The following is a 17,651-nucleotide window of genomic DNA, read 5'->3' on the forward strand; positions in this document are numbered from 1 at the left end:
TCGCTCGCCCTCGTCACCGCCCGAGACCGGGCAGCACTCTGATGGCGACCCGGTCCTCGCGCTCAACGACCAAGAAGCGCAAGCCCAGCGCCAAGCGGACTAAGTCCGCCAAGAAGCCCAGCGCAGCGACGGCCGTCCCCACCATCCCTCCCGGCCAGCGGGTATGGCTGCTTGAGCTCCCCTGGGGAGGGCTGGGCGGCGGGACACCAGCCGGGGTGACCTACTACAAGTCGCTCACCGCCCACGCCTACGTCGGTACCGCCCTGCCGAGCCCACTGGAGCCCTACGCCAGCAAGCCCTACTCCTACCTGCGGTGGCTGGAGGACGAGCTCAACGGCAGCGAGGGCCCGGGCGCGACCGCCGCACCCATGACGCTGCGCCCGGAGCAACGCGCGGACGTGGACGCGATCGTCGCGGCCGCCGAGCGCGGGTTTTGGCAGGTCCACCTGGCCAATGATGTGGGCACCGGCAAGACCCTGGTGGCGGTGGCGGCGGCGAAGGCCATCGCGAAGCTGCGCGGCGGGCGCACCATCCTGGTGACGGTGGACCGGCCGGCGCGCATCACCATCCCGTCGTGGCGGCGCACCATCGCCGCGCTCACACAAGACGACCGGGGCGACGACGACCTGCGCTGGATCATCATGTCCTCCGACAGCCTGGGCAAACTCATGGCCCGGAACGGGCGCCCTCGCCTCAAGGTCGACGTCGCGGTGATCGACGAGGCCCACCAGTTCCGGCACGCCAGCAAGCGCACCAGCTACATGCGGCGACTGACCCGAATGGACGGCCCTCACGAGAAGGCCCCGTTCGTGCTGACGATCACCGCCACCCCTGGCCATCACCCGGGCGAATGGGGTTACCTGTCGTCGCTGTTCGCGCAGGTCCACGGCGATCCCCCGGCCGCGTGGTCGGACTTCGGCCGGGCCTTGGCCGAGCGGGGTATGCCCCTGGAGACCTCGTACGGCAAGTGGACGTGGGACGCCGAGGCCAAGGAGTCGTTACCCCTGCAGCAGGCCGCGATTGGCGACGCACGCGACATGCTGCTGAAGCACGATCCGCCGCTGATGCTCACCCGGTCGGCGCCGTGGGGGCCTCCACCGTTCGACGTGGACCTGGTGGAGCTGACCCCGGACCAGTGGCGGGCCTACGAGCTGGAGTGGGGCGACTTCCAGCGGGAGATGCAGCTCGCCAGGACGGGCAACAACGTCGCTCGCGGGCTGGCTGCGCTGGTGCGGCTGCGCCAGAAGGCGTCGATGATCCGGGTCGAGCACACCGTGGCGGCGGCCAAGGCCGAACTCTCGCGCGGCTACCAGGTGTTGGTCGCCACCGAGATGGTGTCCACGGCCGCGCACCCGGTGGCCGAACTGCTCGAGGCCGACGGGATCCCGGTCGCACGGATCTACGGCTCGAACCCGCAGGCCGAGTCCGAGCGGATGCGGTTCCAGCGAGGCGAGGCGCCGGTGGTGGTGTTCAACACGCCCACCGCGATCAACCTGCAGGCGCGCGAGCAGTTCGCCGACGGCACGTTCGCGACCGACACCCCGCGGAGAGGCTTCTTCCACCAGGCCCGCTACTCGGGGCTCCTGGCCGAACAGACGATGGGCCGCGCGCACCGGAATCATCAGGTGTGCGCCTGGTCGCTCCTGGCGGCGGCCGGCACGATCGAGGAGCGAGCGGGGACGGTGATGCTGTCCCGGCTCATCGCCTCGGCGACCAGCACCGACGCGGACGCCTCCACCTTCTCCGAGGTGGCCCGGGTGTTCGGGATCGACTGGATCCCCGCCGTCCGGCTGGCGGACGAACTCGGCTGACTGAGACCGGCGCCCACCGCCTCGAGACCGGGGACCACCCGGGGCCGCATTCGCTCGGGCACGTCGCACACGGTTCGCGTGGTGAACGTGGCCGCACTGGTGCCGGCGCGGGCCGAGGGGGCAGACCCCTCCCCTCGCAGGTCCCGCGATCCGAGCCGGAGCCCTCACCGCTGCCGTGTCGGGCCTCCCAGGATGCGCCGGGTCGACGGCGCGAACACCAGGAGCAGGTTCGCCACACTCAGGAGCCCGAACCCCCACCAGAACCCGTAGAACATCGCCCGCTGGTCGCCGGGGAGTCCCGCGACGGGAGTCCACAGGAACGCGATCTCCCCCGCCATCCAGACGAGGTGGCCCAGCGTCACGATCAGCGCGAAGTACCACTGCCACGGAGAGGGGGACTCGCGGCGACCGCGTGCGCGCACCCCGCGGACCAGCAGCGCCGTGACCGCCGCCCCGGCGACGCCGAGGAGTGCGAGGATGATTCCCGGCAGGAGGAAGTCGGCGAACGGCGTGTTCCGCAGGATCGCCGGATCGAATCCGAGGCCCGACCCGTCCGGCGCGAGGAACAGCCCGGGCCCGCCCCCGAGTGCCGACAGCGTCCAGATCGCGATCCCGGCGGTCAGCGAGTACGCGGCCCATGGGCGTCCGACCTTCATCACGGTGCTCCTTTCCCGAGGTGGCGCGCGGTGCCCGTCGACCTCCGCTCGAGTTCCCGGTCCCGATTCCCGCGCCTCGGCCCCCCGCGGTCACGGGGAGCATCCCGCTGGGTTCATTGTGCTCCACGCCGCCGGCCTGGTCGACGAAATGTGTGTCGACGGGAACGTGTCGAGACCGGGGCCCTGCGGACAACACGTCATCCGTCCGGCGTGGGGCGCCTGGCGTGCTCGTCGCGCCGCCGCCGGGAGCGTGACGACATGACCACCCGGAGCAACCACAGCCCGACCCCGGCGAGTAGGAGCAGCGCCGCGACCCGGTAGTCCTCCGCCGGCCGACCCGACCACGGCGATGCCAGGAACACGCAGCTGAGCAGGCCCGCTACGGGGATCACCGTCGGCGCCCGGAAATGCCGATGCTCCACGGGACTGCGGCGCAGCACGAGGACGGCGCAGTTGGTCACCGCGAACACCGCCAGGAGCAGCAGGGAGGTGGTGCCACCGAGCGAGGCCAGGTCGACCCCCGCGATGAGGAGCACGGCGAGCAGCGTGGTCACGCAGATCGCCACCCAGGGAGTGCGACGGCCGGGCAGCACCCTGCCGAGCAGGGAGGGCAAGACCTTCTCCCCCGCCATGCCGTAGAGCAACCGAGAGGCCATGAGCATGTTGATCAGGGCCGAGTTGGCCACGGCGGCCATGGTGATGAGCGCGAAGATCCACAGGGGGAACGCCGGCGCCCCCACCGCCACCACCGTGAGCAGCGGTGTCTCGCCCGAACCCAGGACCTCCGGCGGCACCACGGACACCGACACCGCCACCACCAGCAGGTAGATCACCCCGGTGATCGCCAACCCGGCGAACATGATCCGGGGGAAGACGCGCGCGGGATCCCGGGTCTCCTCCGCCATGTTCACCGAGTCCTCGAATCCGACGAAGGCGAAGAAGGCCAGGGCGGTGGCGGCGGTGATCGAGCGCACCGGGCTCTCCCCCGGCGAGGTCTCCACCTGGGTGAGCCGCGACAGATCGCCGTGGCCGTGCGAGAGCGCCCAGACCCCGATCCCGATCACCAGCAGCAACCCTGAGACCTCGATCGCGGTGAGCACGACGTTGAGCCGGACCGATTCCGAGATCCCGCGCAGGTTGATCGCTGCCACCGCGAGGATGAACGCCAGCGCGATCCCCACCAGCAGCCCGTTCCCGGTCACCGAGTCCAGCCAGGAGAGCTGGCCCCCTCCGACGCCGTGGGCCTGCTCGGCCACGCGGACGTGGTCGGGGAGCCCGTCCGCGGGGATGACCTGGGTGAGATTCCCGGCGAACGCGAGCGCGGCCGAGGCGGCGGACGTGAGGCCCGAGGCCATCACGGCGAAGGTCACGAGGTACGTGAGCGCCTGCACCCGGAACGCGCGGTGCGCGTAGGCCGCCGCCCCGCCGGCAGTGGGGTACTTGGTGACCAGCTCGAGGTAGCTCGCGGCGGTGAGGACCGCCACGCCGAAGGCCAGGAGGAAGGTCAACCACGCCACCCCGCCGACCTGCGCCGCGACCTTGCCGGTGAGCGCGTAGACCCCGGTGCCCAGGATGTCGCCCACTATGAACACCAGAAGCAGGCCGGGTCCCATCACGCGGCGCAGCGCCGGCTGGCCTCCCGCCCCCGTGCGTTCCATCCGCGTCCCTCTGTCCGCGCTCCGAGCCGACCCCGCCGCGGCTGCGCCCGGGTCGGGGCCGGCAGGTCTCGCAAGAATGGCACGGCAACGGCCCGCCCACCAGCCGTTCTCCGATCGCCGACCCGAGCCGGCCCTTGACCGCCGTCGTCCACACAGGTTGGCTCACGAGCAACCCCCACCACGGACAGGACCCGCCATGACGACCTCGGTTCCCGCCGACACCCATCCGCTCGGGACGGCGGGCCGGTATGCCTCGCGCCGCGTCCCCACCGCGGGCCCGGACGACACCGTGGGCCACGTGCTGGAGGGGCTTCGCGGCGGGGACGTCGACAGCGCCGCGGTGGTCGCGATCCTCGAGGGCGAGCGGCTGCTCGGACTGGTGACGATCGAGCGGCTCCTCCGCTCCCCGGACGACACGCGGGCGGGCGCGATCATGGACACCGCTCCCCCGGTGGTGGCCCCGACCGCCGTGCAGGAGCAGGCGGCGTGGCGCGCCGTCCAACACGGCGAACCGACCCTGGCGGTCGTCGACGACGGCCGGTTCGTCGGTCTCGTGCCCGCGACCGCGCTGCTCGGGGTCCTGCTCGCGGAACACGATGAGGACCTCGTCCGCCTGGGCGGGTTCCTCAAGTCCGCCTCCCCCGCCCAGACCACCACGGTCGAGCCGGTGCTGCAGCGCCTGTGGCACCGGCTTCCGTGGCTGGTGGTCGGGTTGGTCGGGGCCCTGCTCGCCGCGGGAGTGGTGGGCGGCTTCGAGGCCGTGCTCGCCGAGCACGTCCTCATCGCGTTCTTCGTCCCCGGCGTGGTCTACCTCGCCGACGCGATCGGGACCCAGACCGAGGCGCTCGTCATCCGCGGACTCTCGCTGGGGGTCGGGATACGTCAGGTGGCAGGGCGCGAGATCCTCACCGGGATCCTCCTGGGGCTCGTCCTCGGCGTAGTGTCCCTGGTCCTGGTGGGTGTGATCTGGCAGGACTGGTCGGTGGCGCTGGCGGTCGCCCTCGCGCTGCTCGCCGCCGCCTCACTGGCCACGGTCATCGCGCTGGTGCTGCCGTGGCTCATCGACAGGGTCGGCAAAGACCCCGCCTTCGGCTCGGGCCCCCTCGCCACGGTGCTGCAGGACATCATCACGGTCACGATCTACCTCGCGGTGGCGTCCGTCCTCGTGGTGTGACACGCCCCGTGGGTCACGGGCCCCGTGGGTCACGGGCCCCGTGGGTCACGGGCCGGGTGGGTGACGGGCCGGGTGGGTGACGGGCGGGTCACGCCACCGCCAGCGGCCGGACCTGCTCGAGCATCACGTCGACGAACACGTCGGTGTTCTCCGCGCTGCCCAGACCGTGTCCGCCCTCGAGCCAGATCAGCTCCTTGGTCGGGGCGTCGAGTACGTCGTAGTACTCCTGCACCAGGCTCGGCATCGCGTTGACGTCGTGGCGTCCCACGAAGAAGAACACCGGCACCTCCAACACGGGGGCCTGCTCCACGAAATCCAGGTCCTCGAGCTGCGGGTACACGGCGTTGAACGAGTCGATCAGCCCGCGGGTGTGGTTGATCGTGTCGAGGTAGCCGTACTCGGGCACGAAGAACCCGAGGAGCGGCACCACCAGCGTGTAGCGGGGCGTGCCCATGATCTCGTTGAGCACGTCGAGGAAGTCCACGTAGGGCCGCACCACGTTCTCGCCGTGGTACGGCGGCGGTCCGTTCTCGCGGAGCCTGTCCGCACGCCGGGTCTCGCCCTGCTCCTCGAGGTGCGCCAGCGCCAGCTCGTAGCCCATCCGGTCGTTCTCGCCTGTGTTGACCATCTGCCCGCTGCTGACGAAGGCGTGGAAGAGCTCGGGGTGCTCCTGCACCAGCCAGATGCCGAGGATGCTCGACCACGACACCCCGTAGACCACGATCCTCTCCTGCCCGAATCGCTCGATCAGATACCGGGCGAGCGCGGCCGCGTCGTCGACGAACCGCTGCCGGTCGAGCTCGTCGAACGGCACGGCGCCGTACGACCTGCCCGTCCCCGGCTCGTCCCAGTTCACCACCGTGAACTGTTCCTCCAGCGGCCGGAACTCGCGCGAGTTGAAGAACCCGCCGCCGCCCGGGCCGCCCATCCCGAGGTTGAGCAGGACCGGGTTTGACGTGTCGTGGCCGCGCAGGGTGATCCACTGCTCGCTGCCGTTCAGCTCCACCGCCTCCATCGACGCAATGCTGCCGGGCACCGGCTCGCCGTCCGGTCCGGTGATCGGCGGCGTCACGGCGAGGGTCTGCGAGGCGAGCACCGACCCGATCGCCGCGATCGCCACCACGCCCACCGCGGCCGGCCGCACCCACCGCCGGCGACGCGCGGCGACGAGCCAGACCAGACCGCCCAGGCCCAGCACGAGAAGGGGTAGCCACGCCCATAGTGGGACCGACGTGGTGAGGGGCAACAGGAGCACGGGAAGGAGCAGGAGGACGACCGCGACAACGGCCGCCGCGGTAACCCACCCGTGCGCCCGACCAGGCGACTTACGGCGCGCTGCCACCGGACCCGATCTGGATCTTCGTCGGCGCGGAGATCTCCGCCAGGGGGACGGTGACCTTGAGGACACCGTCGTCGTAGTCGGCCGTGATCTTCTGGACATCGGCGTGATCGGGCAACGCGATGCTGCGGAAGAAGCTGCTGCTGCTCTCGCGGACGACGTACTTGCGCGACTTGTCCTCGTCGCGCTCGTGCCGCTCGGCCTGGATGGACAGCGTCCCCTTGTCGACGGCGACGGAGATGTCCTTCTCCTCGAAGTTCGGGAGATGGACCTCCACCACCAACCCCGTGTCCCCCTCGGTGTACACGTCGGTGGTCGGGGCCCTGCCGCGGAGGGTGCCCAACAGACCGCTGTCCAGGAACTCCCTCCGCAGGGCGTCGAGCCCCGCGAACGGATCGAATCGTGCCAGGTTGTCCGCCATGATCGTGCTCCTTCTGCTCGGACGACATCACGCAACATCGTGACGGGTGGTCACGACCCATCGTCGTCCCGCCGATCGGGGCGGAGTAGGGCCATTGGGCCCGACCTCGACGGTCCACTCGACCGGCATGCCCGACCACCGACGGGCACACGCACGGTCGGACGGGTCGATCGACCCGGGGACCTCTCACCGCGGGACTTTCGGCCCTATCGGCGGTTCCGGTACCGGTACGACGATGACGGCATGACCGAAGCACTGAGCCCGGACCGCATCGTCGTCGGAGTCGACGGGTCCCGTCCGTCACTCTCCGCACTACGACGAGGCGCGCAGATCGCCGCCGCCCTGGACCTGACGGTGGAGGCGATCACCACCTGGGACTACCCGCCGATGATCGACGCCTACTACACGGCGGACTGGACGCTCGACGAGGACGCCGCAAAGCTGCTCGCCACCGCGGTCGACGACGCGTTCGACGGATCACCCCCCGAAGGGCTCCGCCAGACGGTCCTGCAGGGGCCCGCGGCGCGCCTGCTGATCGAGCACAGCAGGGGCGCGTACATGCTCGTGCTCGGCAGCCGCGGGCACGGCGGTTTCGTCGGGCTGCTGGTGGGATCGGTGAGTTCCGCCTGTGCCGCCCACGCGCACTGCCCCGTCCTCATCATGCACGAGGACTGACCGGGATCCGGGGCTGAATCAGGCCGTGGCCCTGGCTGCCGCCGCCACCCCGGAGGACATCGTCGTCAGGATGTCCGCCACCGGCCGTCGCGGCGTCAGCGGTAGGGCCTTCGCGCCCGGCCGCGCCCACCCCATCCGGATGATGAGCTGGGGGAAGCATCCGCTCGACATGGCGGACTGCTGCAACACCCGCCGGGTCGCCGGCACCTCCAGCGCCTCGCTGATCGGGCAGGTCGACAAGCCGAAGGACGTGGCCTCCAGGAGCACCGCGCTGCTCGCCTCACCAGCACGGAGATGGCTGAAGTGGTCGTCACCGGGCGTCGCCATGACGAGGAACGCGCCCGCGTCCTCGGCGTCGCCGGCACGGCTTCCGGGGTCGCCGGCGTGGCGCCCCGGGTCGCCCTCGTGGCCCCCGGCCGCGGTGTCGGCCAGCGAGGCCGCCGCGAATCGCCGCGAGGCGATCGCCCCGTCGGAGGCGGAGGACCGCGGTACGTTCCTGGCGGGCACACCGTCGACCTCACGGAACGACCCACTCCACCCCTCGATCTCCGATCGGTAGGCGTCATCGCCCGCGTGGATCCGCGCCGCGGCGTGGACGGCGCCGGCCAGCGCCGACGACACCTCGAGTCGCTCGAGCACGACCCCCTCCCGCGCGGCCCGCACTGTCAACGGGGCGAAGACGTGCTCGGGCACGGGGTAGGAACTGAACCGCCGGCGATCCGAGCGGCGCTGCAGCATCGACGCGGCCAGGTGCCGGTTCTCGATCGTCGGCGGGGTCGGTGTCATGCGCAGAACCGCCAGGAGGTCCGCATCCCCGTCGTCGGGGAAGCGCTCCACGGTCGTGGCCCACCCGACGGCCGCCAGCGCGACCCGCATGTGGTGCAACATCATGCCGCAGCTCAGGTAGATCCCGCGCCGGTCGGGGTCCGAGCTGGGCAGATGGCGGCGTCGGTCGGCACGTAGATGGAGCAGCGGGCCGTCCAGGCTCCACAGCCAGGGCTGCGAGTTGTGCAGCGACGGGGCGCGGGAGGCGAGTCCGGCGGCACGGAGGATCGACGAGGGTGCAGGGGCCGTGGTGGCCGACGAGCGAGGCGAACCGGTCATCACCTCACTGTCCACCGGATGAGTGGCCGCGACCAGGGACCAACGGCACGACCCGGATGACCTACGACCCGCCGCGCCCGTCGATGATCCGGGCCGCGAAGACAGCGGCCTGGGTGCGACGCTCCATCCCGAGCTTGGCCAGAAGCCTGGAGACGTAGTTCTTCACCGTCTTCTCGGCGAGACACATCCGCGCCGCGATCTGCTTGTTGGTCAGCCCTTCACCCAAGTGGGTCAGCAATCTCTGTTCCTGCGTGGTGAGATTCGCGAGGGGTCCCGCATCGTCCTCCCGACGCCGACGCAGGCGATCCATGAGCACGCCGGCCGCCCGGTTGTCCAACGTCGATGCGCCCCGCCCCACGTCGGCGACGGCCTTGGCCAGTTCCATACCGGTGATGTCCTTGACCACGTACCCGCTCGCCCCGGCCATGATCGCGTCCAGCATCAACTGGTCATGGGTGTACGAGGTCAGGATCAGGCAGCGCAGCCCCTCCACCTGTGCCAGGAGGTCACGACACAGCTCGATGCCGTCCCCGTCGGGCAGCTGGATGTCGAGCACGGCGACATCCGGCCGCAGGGCGGGTATCCGGGCCAGTGCCTGCGCACATGTGCCCGCCTCTCCGATGACGGACAGCGCAGGGTCGGCGTCCAGGAGCTCGATGAGACCGCGGCGGACGATCTCATGGTCGTCGACGAGGAAAACCGTGGTCATCGCGGGCGCCTCCAGAGGCGGGTGATGGTGTGGGGCCAGTGTACGAGCGCCCGGAGACCGAAGAGCCGGCATGAGGGGAACGAAGCCCGTCGTGCGAGGGCCGTCCCCCGGGTCGAAAAGGTACGTACGTCGAGCGCTCTGCGTCCTAGTATTCGGGAATGACCGCCGAGTCGGGGAGCGCGAACGATCGCCCACCGGTCGCCGGGGCACCACGGGACAGCAGGGACGCGCTCGTCGACGCGATGCTCGCGATCACCTCGGACCTCGGGCTCGAGACGACCCTCCGTTCCATCGTGCGATCCGCGATGGATCTCCTCGACGCGCGCTACGGCGCGCTGGGGGTGCTCGGCGAAGACCAGACCCTGTCCGACTTCCTCTTCGAGGGGATCGACGAGGAGACGAGGCAGAGGATCGGCCGACGTCCGAACGGTGACGGAGTGTTGGGACTGCTGATCGCCCAGCCGGAGGTGGTCCGACTGCGTGACCTCCGCCGGCATCCCGCCGCGGTCGGCTTCCCCTCCCACCATCCGACGATGACCACGTTCCTCGGCGCGCCGATCCGGGTGCGGGGCTCGCTCTACGGGAATCTCTACCTCGCCGGGAAGAACCGGGGCGAGCACTTCACCGAGGACGACGAGACGGTCATCCGCTCGCTCGCGGCGGCGGCGGGAATCGCGATCGACAACGCTCGCAACCACGAGAACGCCCAGACGCGCCTCAGGTGGATCGAGGCCGCCCGTGATGTCCGCACCGAACTCCTCGCCGGTGTCGGCGACCGCGAGGTGCTGGCTCTGATCACCAGGAGGGTGCTGGGTCTCGCGAACGCCGACCTCGTCTTTGTCGCGCGTCCGGACGATCCCGAACGCCCCCCGCACATGGTGGAGCATCTCGTCGTCTCGGTCGCGTCCGGGACCGGGGCGGACCGATTCGAGGGGGTGTCGCTTCCCGTGGCGGGGTCGACGACCGGGGCGGCGTTCGTGGCACGGCAACCCTCGCGTGGTCACTGGCTCGACCGCGCGGTCACGCCTACCGTTCGCGACGGGTTCGGCCCGGTACTGGCGGCGCCGATGCGCGCGTTCGACGCCACCACCGGCGTTCTCGTGGCAGTGCGCGCGGACGGACGGCCCGCCTTCACCCGGGACGACGTCGAGATGACCGCCCACTTCGCGGACCAGGCTGCGCTCGCCCTCCACCTGGAGGCCTCCGCCACCCGCGCCCGGCAGATGGAGGTCCTCGCCGAACGGGAGCGCATCGCGCGGGACCTGCACGATCACGTGATCCAGCACATTTTCGCCGCGGGCCTGAGCTTGCAGGGGACGCTCCAGCGCACCCGGTCCCCCGATGTCCGTGAACGGCTGACGAGAACCATCGACACCCTCCAGGACATCGTGCAGGAGATCCGCACGACGATCTTCGACCTCCACACCGAGGACACGCAGACGACCCGCCTGAGGCAGCGCATCCACGAGGTGATCGACCAACAACTCGGGGACTCCTCCCTGTGCACACGCGTCCGCATCTCCGGTCCCCTGTCCGTGGTGGGCCCGCGCACCGCCGAACACGTCGTCGCGGTGCTACGTGAGTCGGTGACCAACGTCGTCCGCCACGCACGGGCCGAGTCCATGACGGTCACCGTGGGGATCGGGGACGACATCGTGGTGGAGGTGGCCGACGACGGGGTCGGTCTGGAGGAGTCGACCGACCGGAGCGGACTGGCCAACCTCAGGCGACGCGCCGACGACCTCGGTGGCACGTTCGCCACGTCGACGCACGCCGGGGGAACGGTGATCCGATGGTCGGTGCCACGTCGGTGACGACCTCGTCGTCGTCACCCACCGGGCCTGTCCCTCCCGGGCCATCTCGAGACCACCCCCGACCCGCATTCCATTGTGCTAGTCCCACACGAGGCGGATGATGAGGATCGAGTGATAAGTCCAGGTGGGGCACGTCAGAAGCGACGAGCGCTCGCCGATGCTCGAGCAGGGAGGCACACGACCATGCGCACACTGATCGTCTTTGAATCGATGTACGGCTGCACCCACGACATCGCCGATGCGATCGCACGCGGAGTCGGACAGGTGGGTGACGTGACGACTGTCCCCGTCTCGCACGCCGGTGACGAGGACACCTCGGCCTACGACCTGGTGATCGTGGGCGGCCCCACCCACGTCCACGGGATGAGCCGCGAGTCGACCCGGCAGGGCGCGGTCGAGGCCGCCGACCGACCGGACAGCACGCTGACGGTCGAGCCCGACGCGGCCGGCCCGGGGATCCGGGACTGGCTCGGGGGACTTCCCCGGAGCGAGGGCTCCGCGGCGGCGTTCGACACCCGCGTCGACAAGCCCGCGATCCTCACCGGGCGGGCATCCAAGGGGATCTCGAAGAAGCTGGCGAGCCTGGGGTTCAGCCTCGTCGCCGAGCCCGAGAGCTTCCTGGTCACGTCCGAGACCGAGCTGATCCAGGGCGAAGACGCCCGCGCAGAGCAGTGGGGGCAGAGGGTGGCCGCGCGGCTCCAGTGACCCAGCGCTTCGCCGGCGGCGTCGGAGGAGCACACCCCGGCACTGCTCGCATCGTGTGGAGACCGGGGGTTGACGTTATTGGCAGACTCGGTGGATGCAGAGCAACCGAGACAGGGTGATCACCCCTGCACAGGCGTTCAGGCTCGGCTTCTCGCCTCTGGGGTGTGTCGCCGTTCTGCTGCCGATGATCCCCAACGTTCTCTGGGTGCTCCTCCCCCCGGTCTTCTCCCCGCTGACGGCGGACACGCCCTTTCCGCCGTGGGTCCATGTGATCGGGCTCGTCTGCCAGTCGGTGATGATCGCCCTGCTCATACTGGTCATCAACACGCGACGACGATCCACACCGGGCACCGCGGTCGTCGGCCTCATCGGTGCTCTGGCCCTGCTCGGTTACCTGGTGTTGTGGGTGTTGTACTTTCTCACGCCGATCACGCCGACCATTCTGGTGATGATGGCGATTCTGCCCTCGGTCTACTTCCTCTGCGTGGGGTTGTACCTGCAGAACTATCCCTCGCTCGTCCCGGCAGCTCTTTTCGCGTCCATCCACATTTCGGACACCGCGATGAGCTACCTCTAGACCGCCCTGTATCAGCGCTGCACGCGCACGGCATCATCGGCGATGCGGAAAGCTTCACGGTCGACGCCGTCCTGATGAGGTCAACCGGGCGGCCCCGACATGCTGCTGGTGCGCGACGACTACCCGCCGTCCCGCCTGGATCACGGGCCGGAAGAGGCTCCCCCATGGGAACCGGCGATCACCCCCTCCCCTCACTCTCCCCCGAACCACGCCCGACTGAGCTCGGCGTACCTGCCGTCCGAGTGCAGCAGCTCGTCATGAGTCCCGGATTCCACGATCCGGCCGTGCTCCATCACCAGGATCCGGTCCGCGGCCGCGGCCTGGCTCAGCCGGTGCGCCACCACCAGTCCCGCCCGGCCCCGCAGCACTGCGGCGGCCGCGGAGTCGAGGCGACGAGCCCCGGCGGAGCCGGCCTCGGCGGTGGCCTCGTCGAGGATCACCACGTCCGGGTCGGCCAGCTCCACGCGCGCCAGGGCGATCATCTGGGCCTGCATCGGGTCGAGCGGGTGCCCACCCTCACCGATCACGGTGCCGATGCCGTCGGGCAGGTCGTCCACCCAGTCGGCCCCCACGGTCTGCAGGGCCGCGCGCACCTCGGCCAGGCCGGCCTCGGGGCGGGGCGCCCGGACGTTCTCGACGACCGACGTCGCGAAGGAGTGCACCTCCTGGGAGACCATGGTGATGTGCTGACGCAGGGCGAGCGGGTCGACCTCGGCCAGCGACACCCCGCCCATCCGCGCGGTCCCGCGGGTGGGGACCACGGACCCGGCGGCCACCAAGGCCAGGGTGCTCTTGCCCGCGCCGGTCGAGCCGACCACGGCAACCACCTCACCCGGCGCGACGGTCAGATCGACGTCGACCAGGGCCGGTGCCCCCTCGCCGTACGAGTGCCCGACGCCGGCCAACTCGAGGACGCCGGGCCGGTCGCCGGGTTGGTCGGTGACGGGCCCGAGCGTGGCCGTGCGGTCGGGCACGGGCATGGTGATCACCCCGACCATCCGGACCAGCGAGGCGCCGGCGGACTGGACCTGGTCGACCATCCCCACCAACGCGCCGATCGGGTTGAACAACCGGTGGAACAGCAGCGCGGCGGTGGTCACGGCGCCGGCGGTGAGGGTGCCGGAGTCCACCAGGACGAACCCCACGACCAGCAGCAGCCCGAGGACCGTGACCTCGGCGCGGTTGTTGCGACTGAAGGCGCGGGTGACAAAGGAGAACACCCGGATGGACAGGTCGCGCGCTCGGGCCGAGGCCGCGGTGATCCGGTCGAGCTCGGAGTCCTGGGCATCGTAGGCGTGCAGGGTCCGGGACCCGGTGATGCCGCCGAGGAGCCGGCTCGCGCGGGTGCCGAACGCTGCCCGCTCCGCCGCGTAGATGGGACCGGACCGGGGCAGGTACCAGCGCAGCGTGGTCCAGTACATGGGCAGCGCGACCAGGCCCACCAGCCCGAGCCGCCAGTCGACGGCGGCCAGGCCGATCCCCGAGACGATCACCGTGAACAGCGACTGCACGACCAGCGGGACCACGGCGGTGGCGGCCTGGCTGATCTCACGGGCGTCCTCGGCCACGCGGGAGACCAGGTCACCGGTCTCGGTGGTCTCCATCTGCGCGGCGCCCAGCTGCAGGGAGCGGTCCATCACCATCTCGCGCAGCCGAGCCACCGTGGGCTCGGTCAACCGGGCGAGCCACGCCTGCCCGGCCCAGGCGCAGCCGGCGCCCACGATGCCGGCGGCAGCGATCGCCCCCGCGCCCACCCACACCGCGGTGTAGTCCTCGCTCCCGGGCAGGACGTCGACCAGCCAGCCGATCACCCACGGCGCCACCAATCCTGCGACGGACGCGACCAGGCCGGTCAGGCACACCAGGATCAGGTAGAGGCGGCGTTCCTTCAGAAGCGGCCACAGCGCGGCCAGGGACTCGCGGCCGCTGGCCAGCGGAAGGGTCCCGATGGTGACCAGGGCCCCGGTGCTGTCCGGGGTGGTGGTGTCGGCGTGCGTGCCGGTATCGGTGCCGCTCATCGGTCGACCGCCGCCCGGTAGGACGCGGAGGTCTCGCGCAGCTCGAGATGGGTGCCCGAGCTCGCCTCGCCGCTCCGCGGGAGGTGGACCACCCGGTCGGCGGTCGCGAGAAACGGCGGCGAGGAGGTGACGATCAGCGTCGCCTGCCCCGGCCGGCTCGAGCGCAGCTGGCGCACGGCCTGCGCGATCTCCCACTCGGTCACCGCGTCCACGGCGCTGGTCGGGTCGTGTAGCACCAGCACGTCCGGGTCGGCGTGCAGGGCGCGGGCCAGCGCGATCCGCTGACGCTGCCCGCCGGAGAGGTTGCGTCCCCCCTCCTGGACCACGTGGTCCAGCCCGTCAGGGAGGTGCTCGACGATCTCCGCGACGGCCGAGGCGGCGAGGACCTCATCGGAAATCGGGGTGTCGTCGTCGTCCAGGGTCTTCTCACCCGGGGCGTCGTGGCGCATCGCGATGTTGGATCGGATGGTGCCGACGAACAGGTCGACCCGGTGGGGGGCGACGACGACGTGGTCGGCGATCGCCGGGGCCAGGCGGCTGCGTCGATGCCCGCCCACCGCCACGGCGTCGGCCCCGTCGCTGTGGCCGGCGATCGCGGCCGTCACCGCCTCGGCGGCGGCTGGCTGCTCGGCCACCAGCGCGACCAGCTCCCCTGCCCTCACCTCGAGGTCCAGCTCCCGGCCGTCGGGCAACTCCAGCCCGGTGACCTGCAGGTGCGACCCGGCGGGGATCTCCGCTCCGGACTCGTCCACCGGTGCCGAGGCCTGCAGGTCGACCAGGCGCTGCGCGGCACCGTGGGACCGGGCGTAGATGCCCACCATGGCGGTGATGAGCCGGACCGGTTCCTCGAAGAACACGGCCACACCGACCACCGAGACCAGCGTGCCGATCGCCATCTCCCCCGACAGCACGCGGTACCCGGAGGCCAGCAGGACCAGCGCCAGGACCACGGCCATGCCGAGCGAGCCGATGCCCTGGACCCGGCCGGTGCGCTCTGCGGTGACGATCCCGGCGTCGGCGGCGGCGCGCGAGGCGTCGCGGTACTGCTCGGCCGCCCAGCGCTCACCGCCGCCCGCCTTGAGCACGCGCAGTCCGGCCATGATGTCGGTCGCGCGGTTGCTCGCCATACCGATGGCCGTCTGCTGCGCGGTGCTGTGCCGGGAGATCACCCGGCTGGGCAACGCCACCAGCACCAGGCTCAGCGGGACGCCGATCAGGACGATCAGCCCCACCAACAGGTCGGTCCACAGCAGGTAGACCGAGATCCCCGCGATGCCGATGAACGCGGAGCCGCCCAGGGCGATCTGCCGGAAGATCTGGGCCGCCACGTCGGCATCGGCCGAACACACCGAGAGCACGTCGCCCGAGCTCGCGTCGTCCATGGCGCGGCGCCGGGTGAGCGGGACCCGCGTGGCCTCCACCCGCAGGTCGTGGGCCTCCTCCTGCACGGCCCGGTTGGCCATCCGTGCGCCGAAGCGGTAGCTCAGGCTGAGCACGGTGAACAGTGCGACCAGCCCGAGGACCGACCACACCATCGCCCAGCGGTCCAGCGGGATGATCGCCCGGTCGACGATCACGCCGATCGCGATGGGGACCAACGCCTCACACACCTGCCACATCGTCATGAGCACCAGACCGGGAACGACCAGGCGCTTGCGGCGTCCGATCGCCCGGAGCAGGAGCCCGTTCGCGGTCGACGGGACGCCGGTGGCCCGCCGGTGCGTCGCTGCTGGTGCTGACATGCGTGTGGGGCTCCCGCCGGTGGTGATGGGCTGTGAGTCGGTCTCGCGACCCATGACACTAGTTCCACCCGGGGACGCGGCGGTTCACACGTCCCCTCCGGCTTGCGCGTCCTCTACGGCTTGCGCGTCCTCTTTGCCCGGGCCACCGCGGCTTGTGCGGCGTGTCCGGACCAATCCGCGCGCGCAAGCCAGGGTGGGAACGCGGAGGGCCACTCTGCAGCCGCCACTCCGCAGCCGCCACGGCGCGGCCGCCTCACCTCGGCATCCGCGCGCAACCACTGCATCCGCTTAGGTAATTTCTTGTGCAGATACACGGATCGCGCGCGCCTGCGGGGGCGGAGGGCCGCGCGGCTGCGAGGTGGGGACGGGGCCCCGGGCGCGCGGCTGCGAAGTGGGGACGGGGCCCCGGGGCGCGCGGCTGCGGCGCCGGGGCGCCGGGGCCGGGCTCCGCGGCCCCTATGGCGCGGTGGTCCCCACCGAGTACGCGGCCGCCGCGTCGCGGACGTCCATGAGGTACTCCCGCGAGGCGTTGTAGGCCAGCACGGCCCGCTGCCAGTTCTCCGCCACCGAGAGGTCGCCGCCGTTCTCGCACAGCAGCCGGGCGGCGGACACGGCGGCGTCGTCGATCTGATTGGGGTCGGCCCGTCCGTCACCGTTGGCGTCGACGCCGTACCTGCGCCACGACTCCGGGATGAACTGCATGGGTCCGACCGCCCGGTCGAACTCGGGGTCCCCGTCCAGCTCACCGCCGTCGGTGTCCGGGATGCGGGCGAAGCCGGGCGAGCCGTCGAGCTGGATGCCGATGATCGGGGGCAGCGCGTAGCCGTCGTCGTTCAGGGTGGAACCCCGGTACCGGCCGTGGCGGGTCTCCACGTGGCCGATCCCGGCCAGGGTGGTCCACGCGAGGTTGCACTCGGGCCGCGTCTGCCGCATGGTCTCGGCGGCGTTGCCGTAGGCGGCCAGGGCGGCGGCGGGGATGTTCATCTGCTCGTTGATCCCCTGAGCCCACGGCCGCAGCTGATCGGAGGTCCGCCCGGGGGCGTTGATGTCCACCTCGGGGACGGGAGCGCCGGCGGCGGGCGGGATGCCGGGCGGGATCGGGGGCGGCGCCTCGCGGGTCGGTCCGTAGGCACACCCGGATGCCACCACGGCCGCGACGAGGGACAGGGCCACAGCGCAGCCGCGGAGGGGGCGAATAGTCATCGTGTCCCATTCTGCCGAAACCCGGCGACCCCCCGCCTCCGGGTA

At 71.2% G+C, this 17,651-nt stretch carries 15 protein-coding genes; 6 read left to right on the forward strand and 9 right to left on the reverse strand.

The genetic code is table 11. The annotated features are described in order from the left end of the window. Positions 1 to 41 precede the first annotated feature (41 nt). A complete protein-coding gene (locus CT688_RS10840; RefSeq protein ID WP_107756895.1) occupies positions 42 to 1,811 on the forward strand; it encodes a DEAD/DEAH box helicase family protein in 1,770 nt (589 codons plus the stop codon). A 164-nt stretch (positions 1,812 to 1,975) separates the two neighbouring features. Here the strand turns inward: CT688_RS10840 and CT688_RS10845 are convergent, their stop codons facing one another. Continuing rightward, entirely contained in the window at positions 1,976 to 2,467 is a 492-nt protein-coding gene (locus tag CT688_RS10845) for a hypothetical protein (RefSeq protein WP_107756896.1), read from the reverse strand. A gap of 197 nt (positions 2,468 to 2,664) precedes the next feature. Beyond that, positions 2,665 to 4,125 carry an APC family permease gene (locus tag CT688_RS10850; RefSeq protein WP_197431412.1) on the reverse strand — a complete coding sequence of 487 codons (1,461 nt, stop codon included), beginning with the start codon at positions 4,123 to 4,125 and terminating at the stop codon, positions 2,665 to 2,667. 196 nt (positions 4,126 to 4,321) lie between these two features. Here CT688_RS10850 and CT688_RS10855 point away from each other — a divergent pair, with 196 nt between their 5' ends. Beyond that, positions 4,322 to 5,299 carry a magnesium transporter gene (locus CT688_RS10855; RefSeq protein WP_107756897.1) on the forward strand — a complete coding sequence of 326 codons (978 nt, stop codon included), beginning with the start codon at positions 4,322 to 4,324 and terminating at the stop codon, positions 5,297 to 5,299. Positions 5,300 to 5,387: 88 nt separating this feature from the next. On the opposite strand, the gene CT688_RS10860 is transcribed toward CT688_RS10855, so the two are convergent. Together CT688_RS10860 and CT688_RS10865 are read right to left on the reverse strand one after the other, a co-directional pair. After that, positions 5,388 to 6,554 (reverse strand): alpha/beta fold hydrolase, encoded by a 1,167-nt coding sequence (locus CT688_RS10860; protein ID WP_197431413.1) that lies wholly within the window; start codon positions 6,552 to 6,554, stop codon positions 5,388 to 5,390. Between the two features lie 70 nt (positions 6,555 to 6,624). After that, complete coding sequence (locus tag CT688_RS10865; RefSeq protein ID WP_107756899.1) at positions 6,625 to 7,059, reverse strand: Hsp20/alpha crystallin family protein; 435 nt, start codon at positions 7,057 to 7,059, stop codon at positions 6,625 to 6,627. A gap of 243 nt (positions 7,060 to 7,302) precedes the next feature. Here CT688_RS10865 and CT688_RS10870 point away from each other — a divergent pair, with 243 nt between their 5' ends. Continuing rightward, positions 7,303 to 7,734: a universal stress protein gene (locus CT688_RS10870; RefSeq protein WP_107756900.1), complete on the forward strand. Its 432-nt coding sequence runs from the start codon at positions 7,303 to 7,305 to the stop codon at positions 7,732 to 7,734. Between the two features lie 18 nt (positions 7,735 to 7,752). Here CT688_RS10870 and CT688_RS10875 read toward each other — a convergent pair whose 3' ends face one another. Both CT688_RS10875 and CT688_RS10880 read right to left on the reverse strand, forming a co-directional pair. Continuing rightward, positions 7,753 to 8,838 carry a nitroreductase family protein gene (locus CT688_RS10875; protein WP_107756901.1) on the reverse strand — a complete coding sequence of 362 codons (1,086 nt, stop codon included), beginning with the start codon at positions 8,836 to 8,838 and terminating at the stop codon, positions 7,753 to 7,755. Positions 8,839 to 8,899: 61 nt separating this feature from the next. After that, positions 8,900 to 9,547, reverse strand: coding sequence for a response regulator transcription factor (locus tag CT688_RS10880; protein ID WP_107756902.1), 648 nt, complete (start codon positions 9,545 to 9,547; stop codon positions 8,900 to 8,902). 158 nt (positions 9,548 to 9,705) lie between these two features. On the opposite strand from CT688_RS10880, the gene CT688_RS10885 reads away from it, so the two are divergent. The 3 genes from CT688_RS10885 (at position 9,706) to CT688_RS10895 (ending at position 12,643) form a co-directional block, all read left to right on the forward strand. Then, positions 9,706 to 11,361, forward strand: coding sequence for a GAF domain-containing sensor histidine kinase (locus tag CT688_RS10885; protein ID WP_107756903.1), 1,656 nt, complete (start codon positions 9,706 to 9,708; stop codon positions 11,359 to 11,361). 183 nt (positions 11,362 to 11,544) lie between these two features. Continuing rightward, positions 11,545 to 12,066 carry a flavodoxin domain-containing protein gene (locus tag CT688_RS10890; protein ID WP_107756904.1) on the forward strand — a complete coding sequence of 174 codons (522 nt, stop codon included), beginning with the start codon at positions 11,545 to 11,547 and terminating at the stop codon, positions 12,064 to 12,066. A gap of 94 nt (positions 12,067 to 12,160) precedes the next feature. Then, positions 12,161 to 12,643 (forward strand): hypothetical protein, encoded by a 483-nt coding sequence (locus CT688_RS10895; protein WP_107756905.1) that lies wholly within the window; start codon positions 12,161 to 12,163, stop codon positions 12,641 to 12,643. A 191-nt stretch (positions 12,644 to 12,834) separates the two neighbouring features. Here CT688_RS10895 and CT688_RS10900 read toward each other — a convergent pair whose 3' ends face one another. The 3 genes from CT688_RS10900 to CT688_RS10910 all read right to left on the reverse strand — a co-directional run bounded on the left by CT688_RS10900 (position 12,835) and on the right by CT688_RS10910 (position 17,606). Then, positions 12,835 to 14,661 (reverse strand): ABC transporter ATP-binding protein, encoded by a 1,827-nt coding sequence (locus CT688_RS10900; protein WP_107756906.1) that lies wholly within the window; start codon positions 14,659 to 14,661, stop codon positions 12,835 to 12,837. After that, the gene (locus tag CT688_RS10905) at positions 14,658 to 16,403 is read right to left on the reverse strand and encodes an ABC transporter ATP-binding protein (RefSeq protein WP_231750303.1); all 1,746 of its coding nucleotides are present in this window, start codon (positions 16,401 to 16,403) and stop codon (positions 14,658 to 14,660) included. The genes CT688_RS10900 and CT688_RS10905 overlap by 4 nt, the downstream gene beginning before the upstream one ends. Before the next feature lie 456 nt (positions 16,404 to 16,859). After that, positions 16,860 to 17,606, reverse strand: coding sequence for a lytic transglycosylase domain-containing protein (locus CT688_RS10910; RefSeq protein WP_107756907.1), 747 nt, complete (start codon positions 17,604 to 17,606; stop codon positions 16,860 to 16,862). Positions 17,607 to 17,651 lie beyond the last annotated feature (45 nt).

This window comes from Dietzia sp. JS16-p6b (assembly GCF_003052165.1).
Classification (GTDB): Bacteria; Actinomycetota; Actinomycetes; order Mycobacteriales; family Mycobacteriaceae; genus Dietzia.

What these genes read in the sequence shown, in the direction of transcription:
- CT688_RS10845 (WP_107756896.1), bottom strand. Translation starts at nt 2,467, where the DNA reads ATGAAGGTCGGACGCCCATGGGCCGCGTACTCGCTGACCGCCGGGATC.
- CT688_RS10850 (WP_197431412.1), bottom strand. Translation starts at nt 4,125, where the DNA reads ATGGAACGCACGGGGGCGGGAGGCCAGCCGGCGCTGCGCCGCGTGATG.
- CT688_RS10870 (WP_107756900.1), top strand. Translation starts at nt 7,303, where the DNA reads ATGACCGAAGCACTGAGCCCGGACCGCATCGTCGTCGGAGTCGACGGG.
- CT688_RS10890 (WP_107756904.1), top strand. Translation starts at nt 11,545, where the DNA reads ATGCGCACACTGATCGTCTTTGAATCGATGTACGGCTGCACCCACGAC.
- CT688_RS10885 (WP_107756903.1), top strand. Translation starts at nt 9,706, where the DNA reads ATGACCGCCGAGTCGGGGAGCGCGAACGATCGCCCACCGGTCGCCGGG.
- CT688_RS10875 (WP_107756901.1), bottom strand. Translation starts at nt 8,838, where the DNA reads ATGACCGGTTCGCCTCGCTCGTCGGCCACCACGGCCCCTGCACCCTCG.
- CT688_RS10895 (WP_107756905.1), top strand. Translation starts at nt 12,161, where the DNA reads ATGCAGAGCAACCGAGACAGGGTGATCACCCCTGCACAGGCGTTCAGG.
- CT688_RS10910 (WP_107756907.1), bottom strand. Translation starts at nt 17,606, where the DNA reads ATGACTATTCGCCCCCTCCGCGGCTGCGCTGTGGCCCTGTCCCTCGTC.
- CT688_RS10880 (WP_107756902.1), bottom strand. Translation starts at nt 9,547, where the DNA reads ATGACCACGGTTTTCCTCGTCGACGACCATGAGATCGTCCGCCGCGGT.
- CT688_RS10900 (WP_107756906.1), bottom strand. Translation starts at nt 14,661, where the DNA reads ATGAGCGGCACCGATACCGGCACGCACGCCGACACCACCACCCCGGAC.
- CT688_RS10855 (WP_107756897.1), top strand. Translation starts at nt 4,322, where the DNA reads ATGACGACCTCGGTTCCCGCCGACACCCATCCGCTCGGGACGGCGGGC.
- CT688_RS10905 (WP_231750303.1), bottom strand. Translation starts at nt 16,403, where the DNA reads ATGTCAGCACCAGCAGCGACGCACCGGCGGGCCACCGGCGTCCCGTCG.
- CT688_RS10840 (WP_107756895.1), top strand. Translation starts at nt 42, where the DNA reads ATGGCGACCCGGTCCTCGCGCTCAACGACCAAGAAGCGCAAGCCCAGC.
- CT688_RS10865 (WP_107756899.1), bottom strand. Translation starts at nt 7,059, where the DNA reads ATGGCGGACAACCTGGCACGATTCGATCCGTTCGCGGGGCTCGACGCC.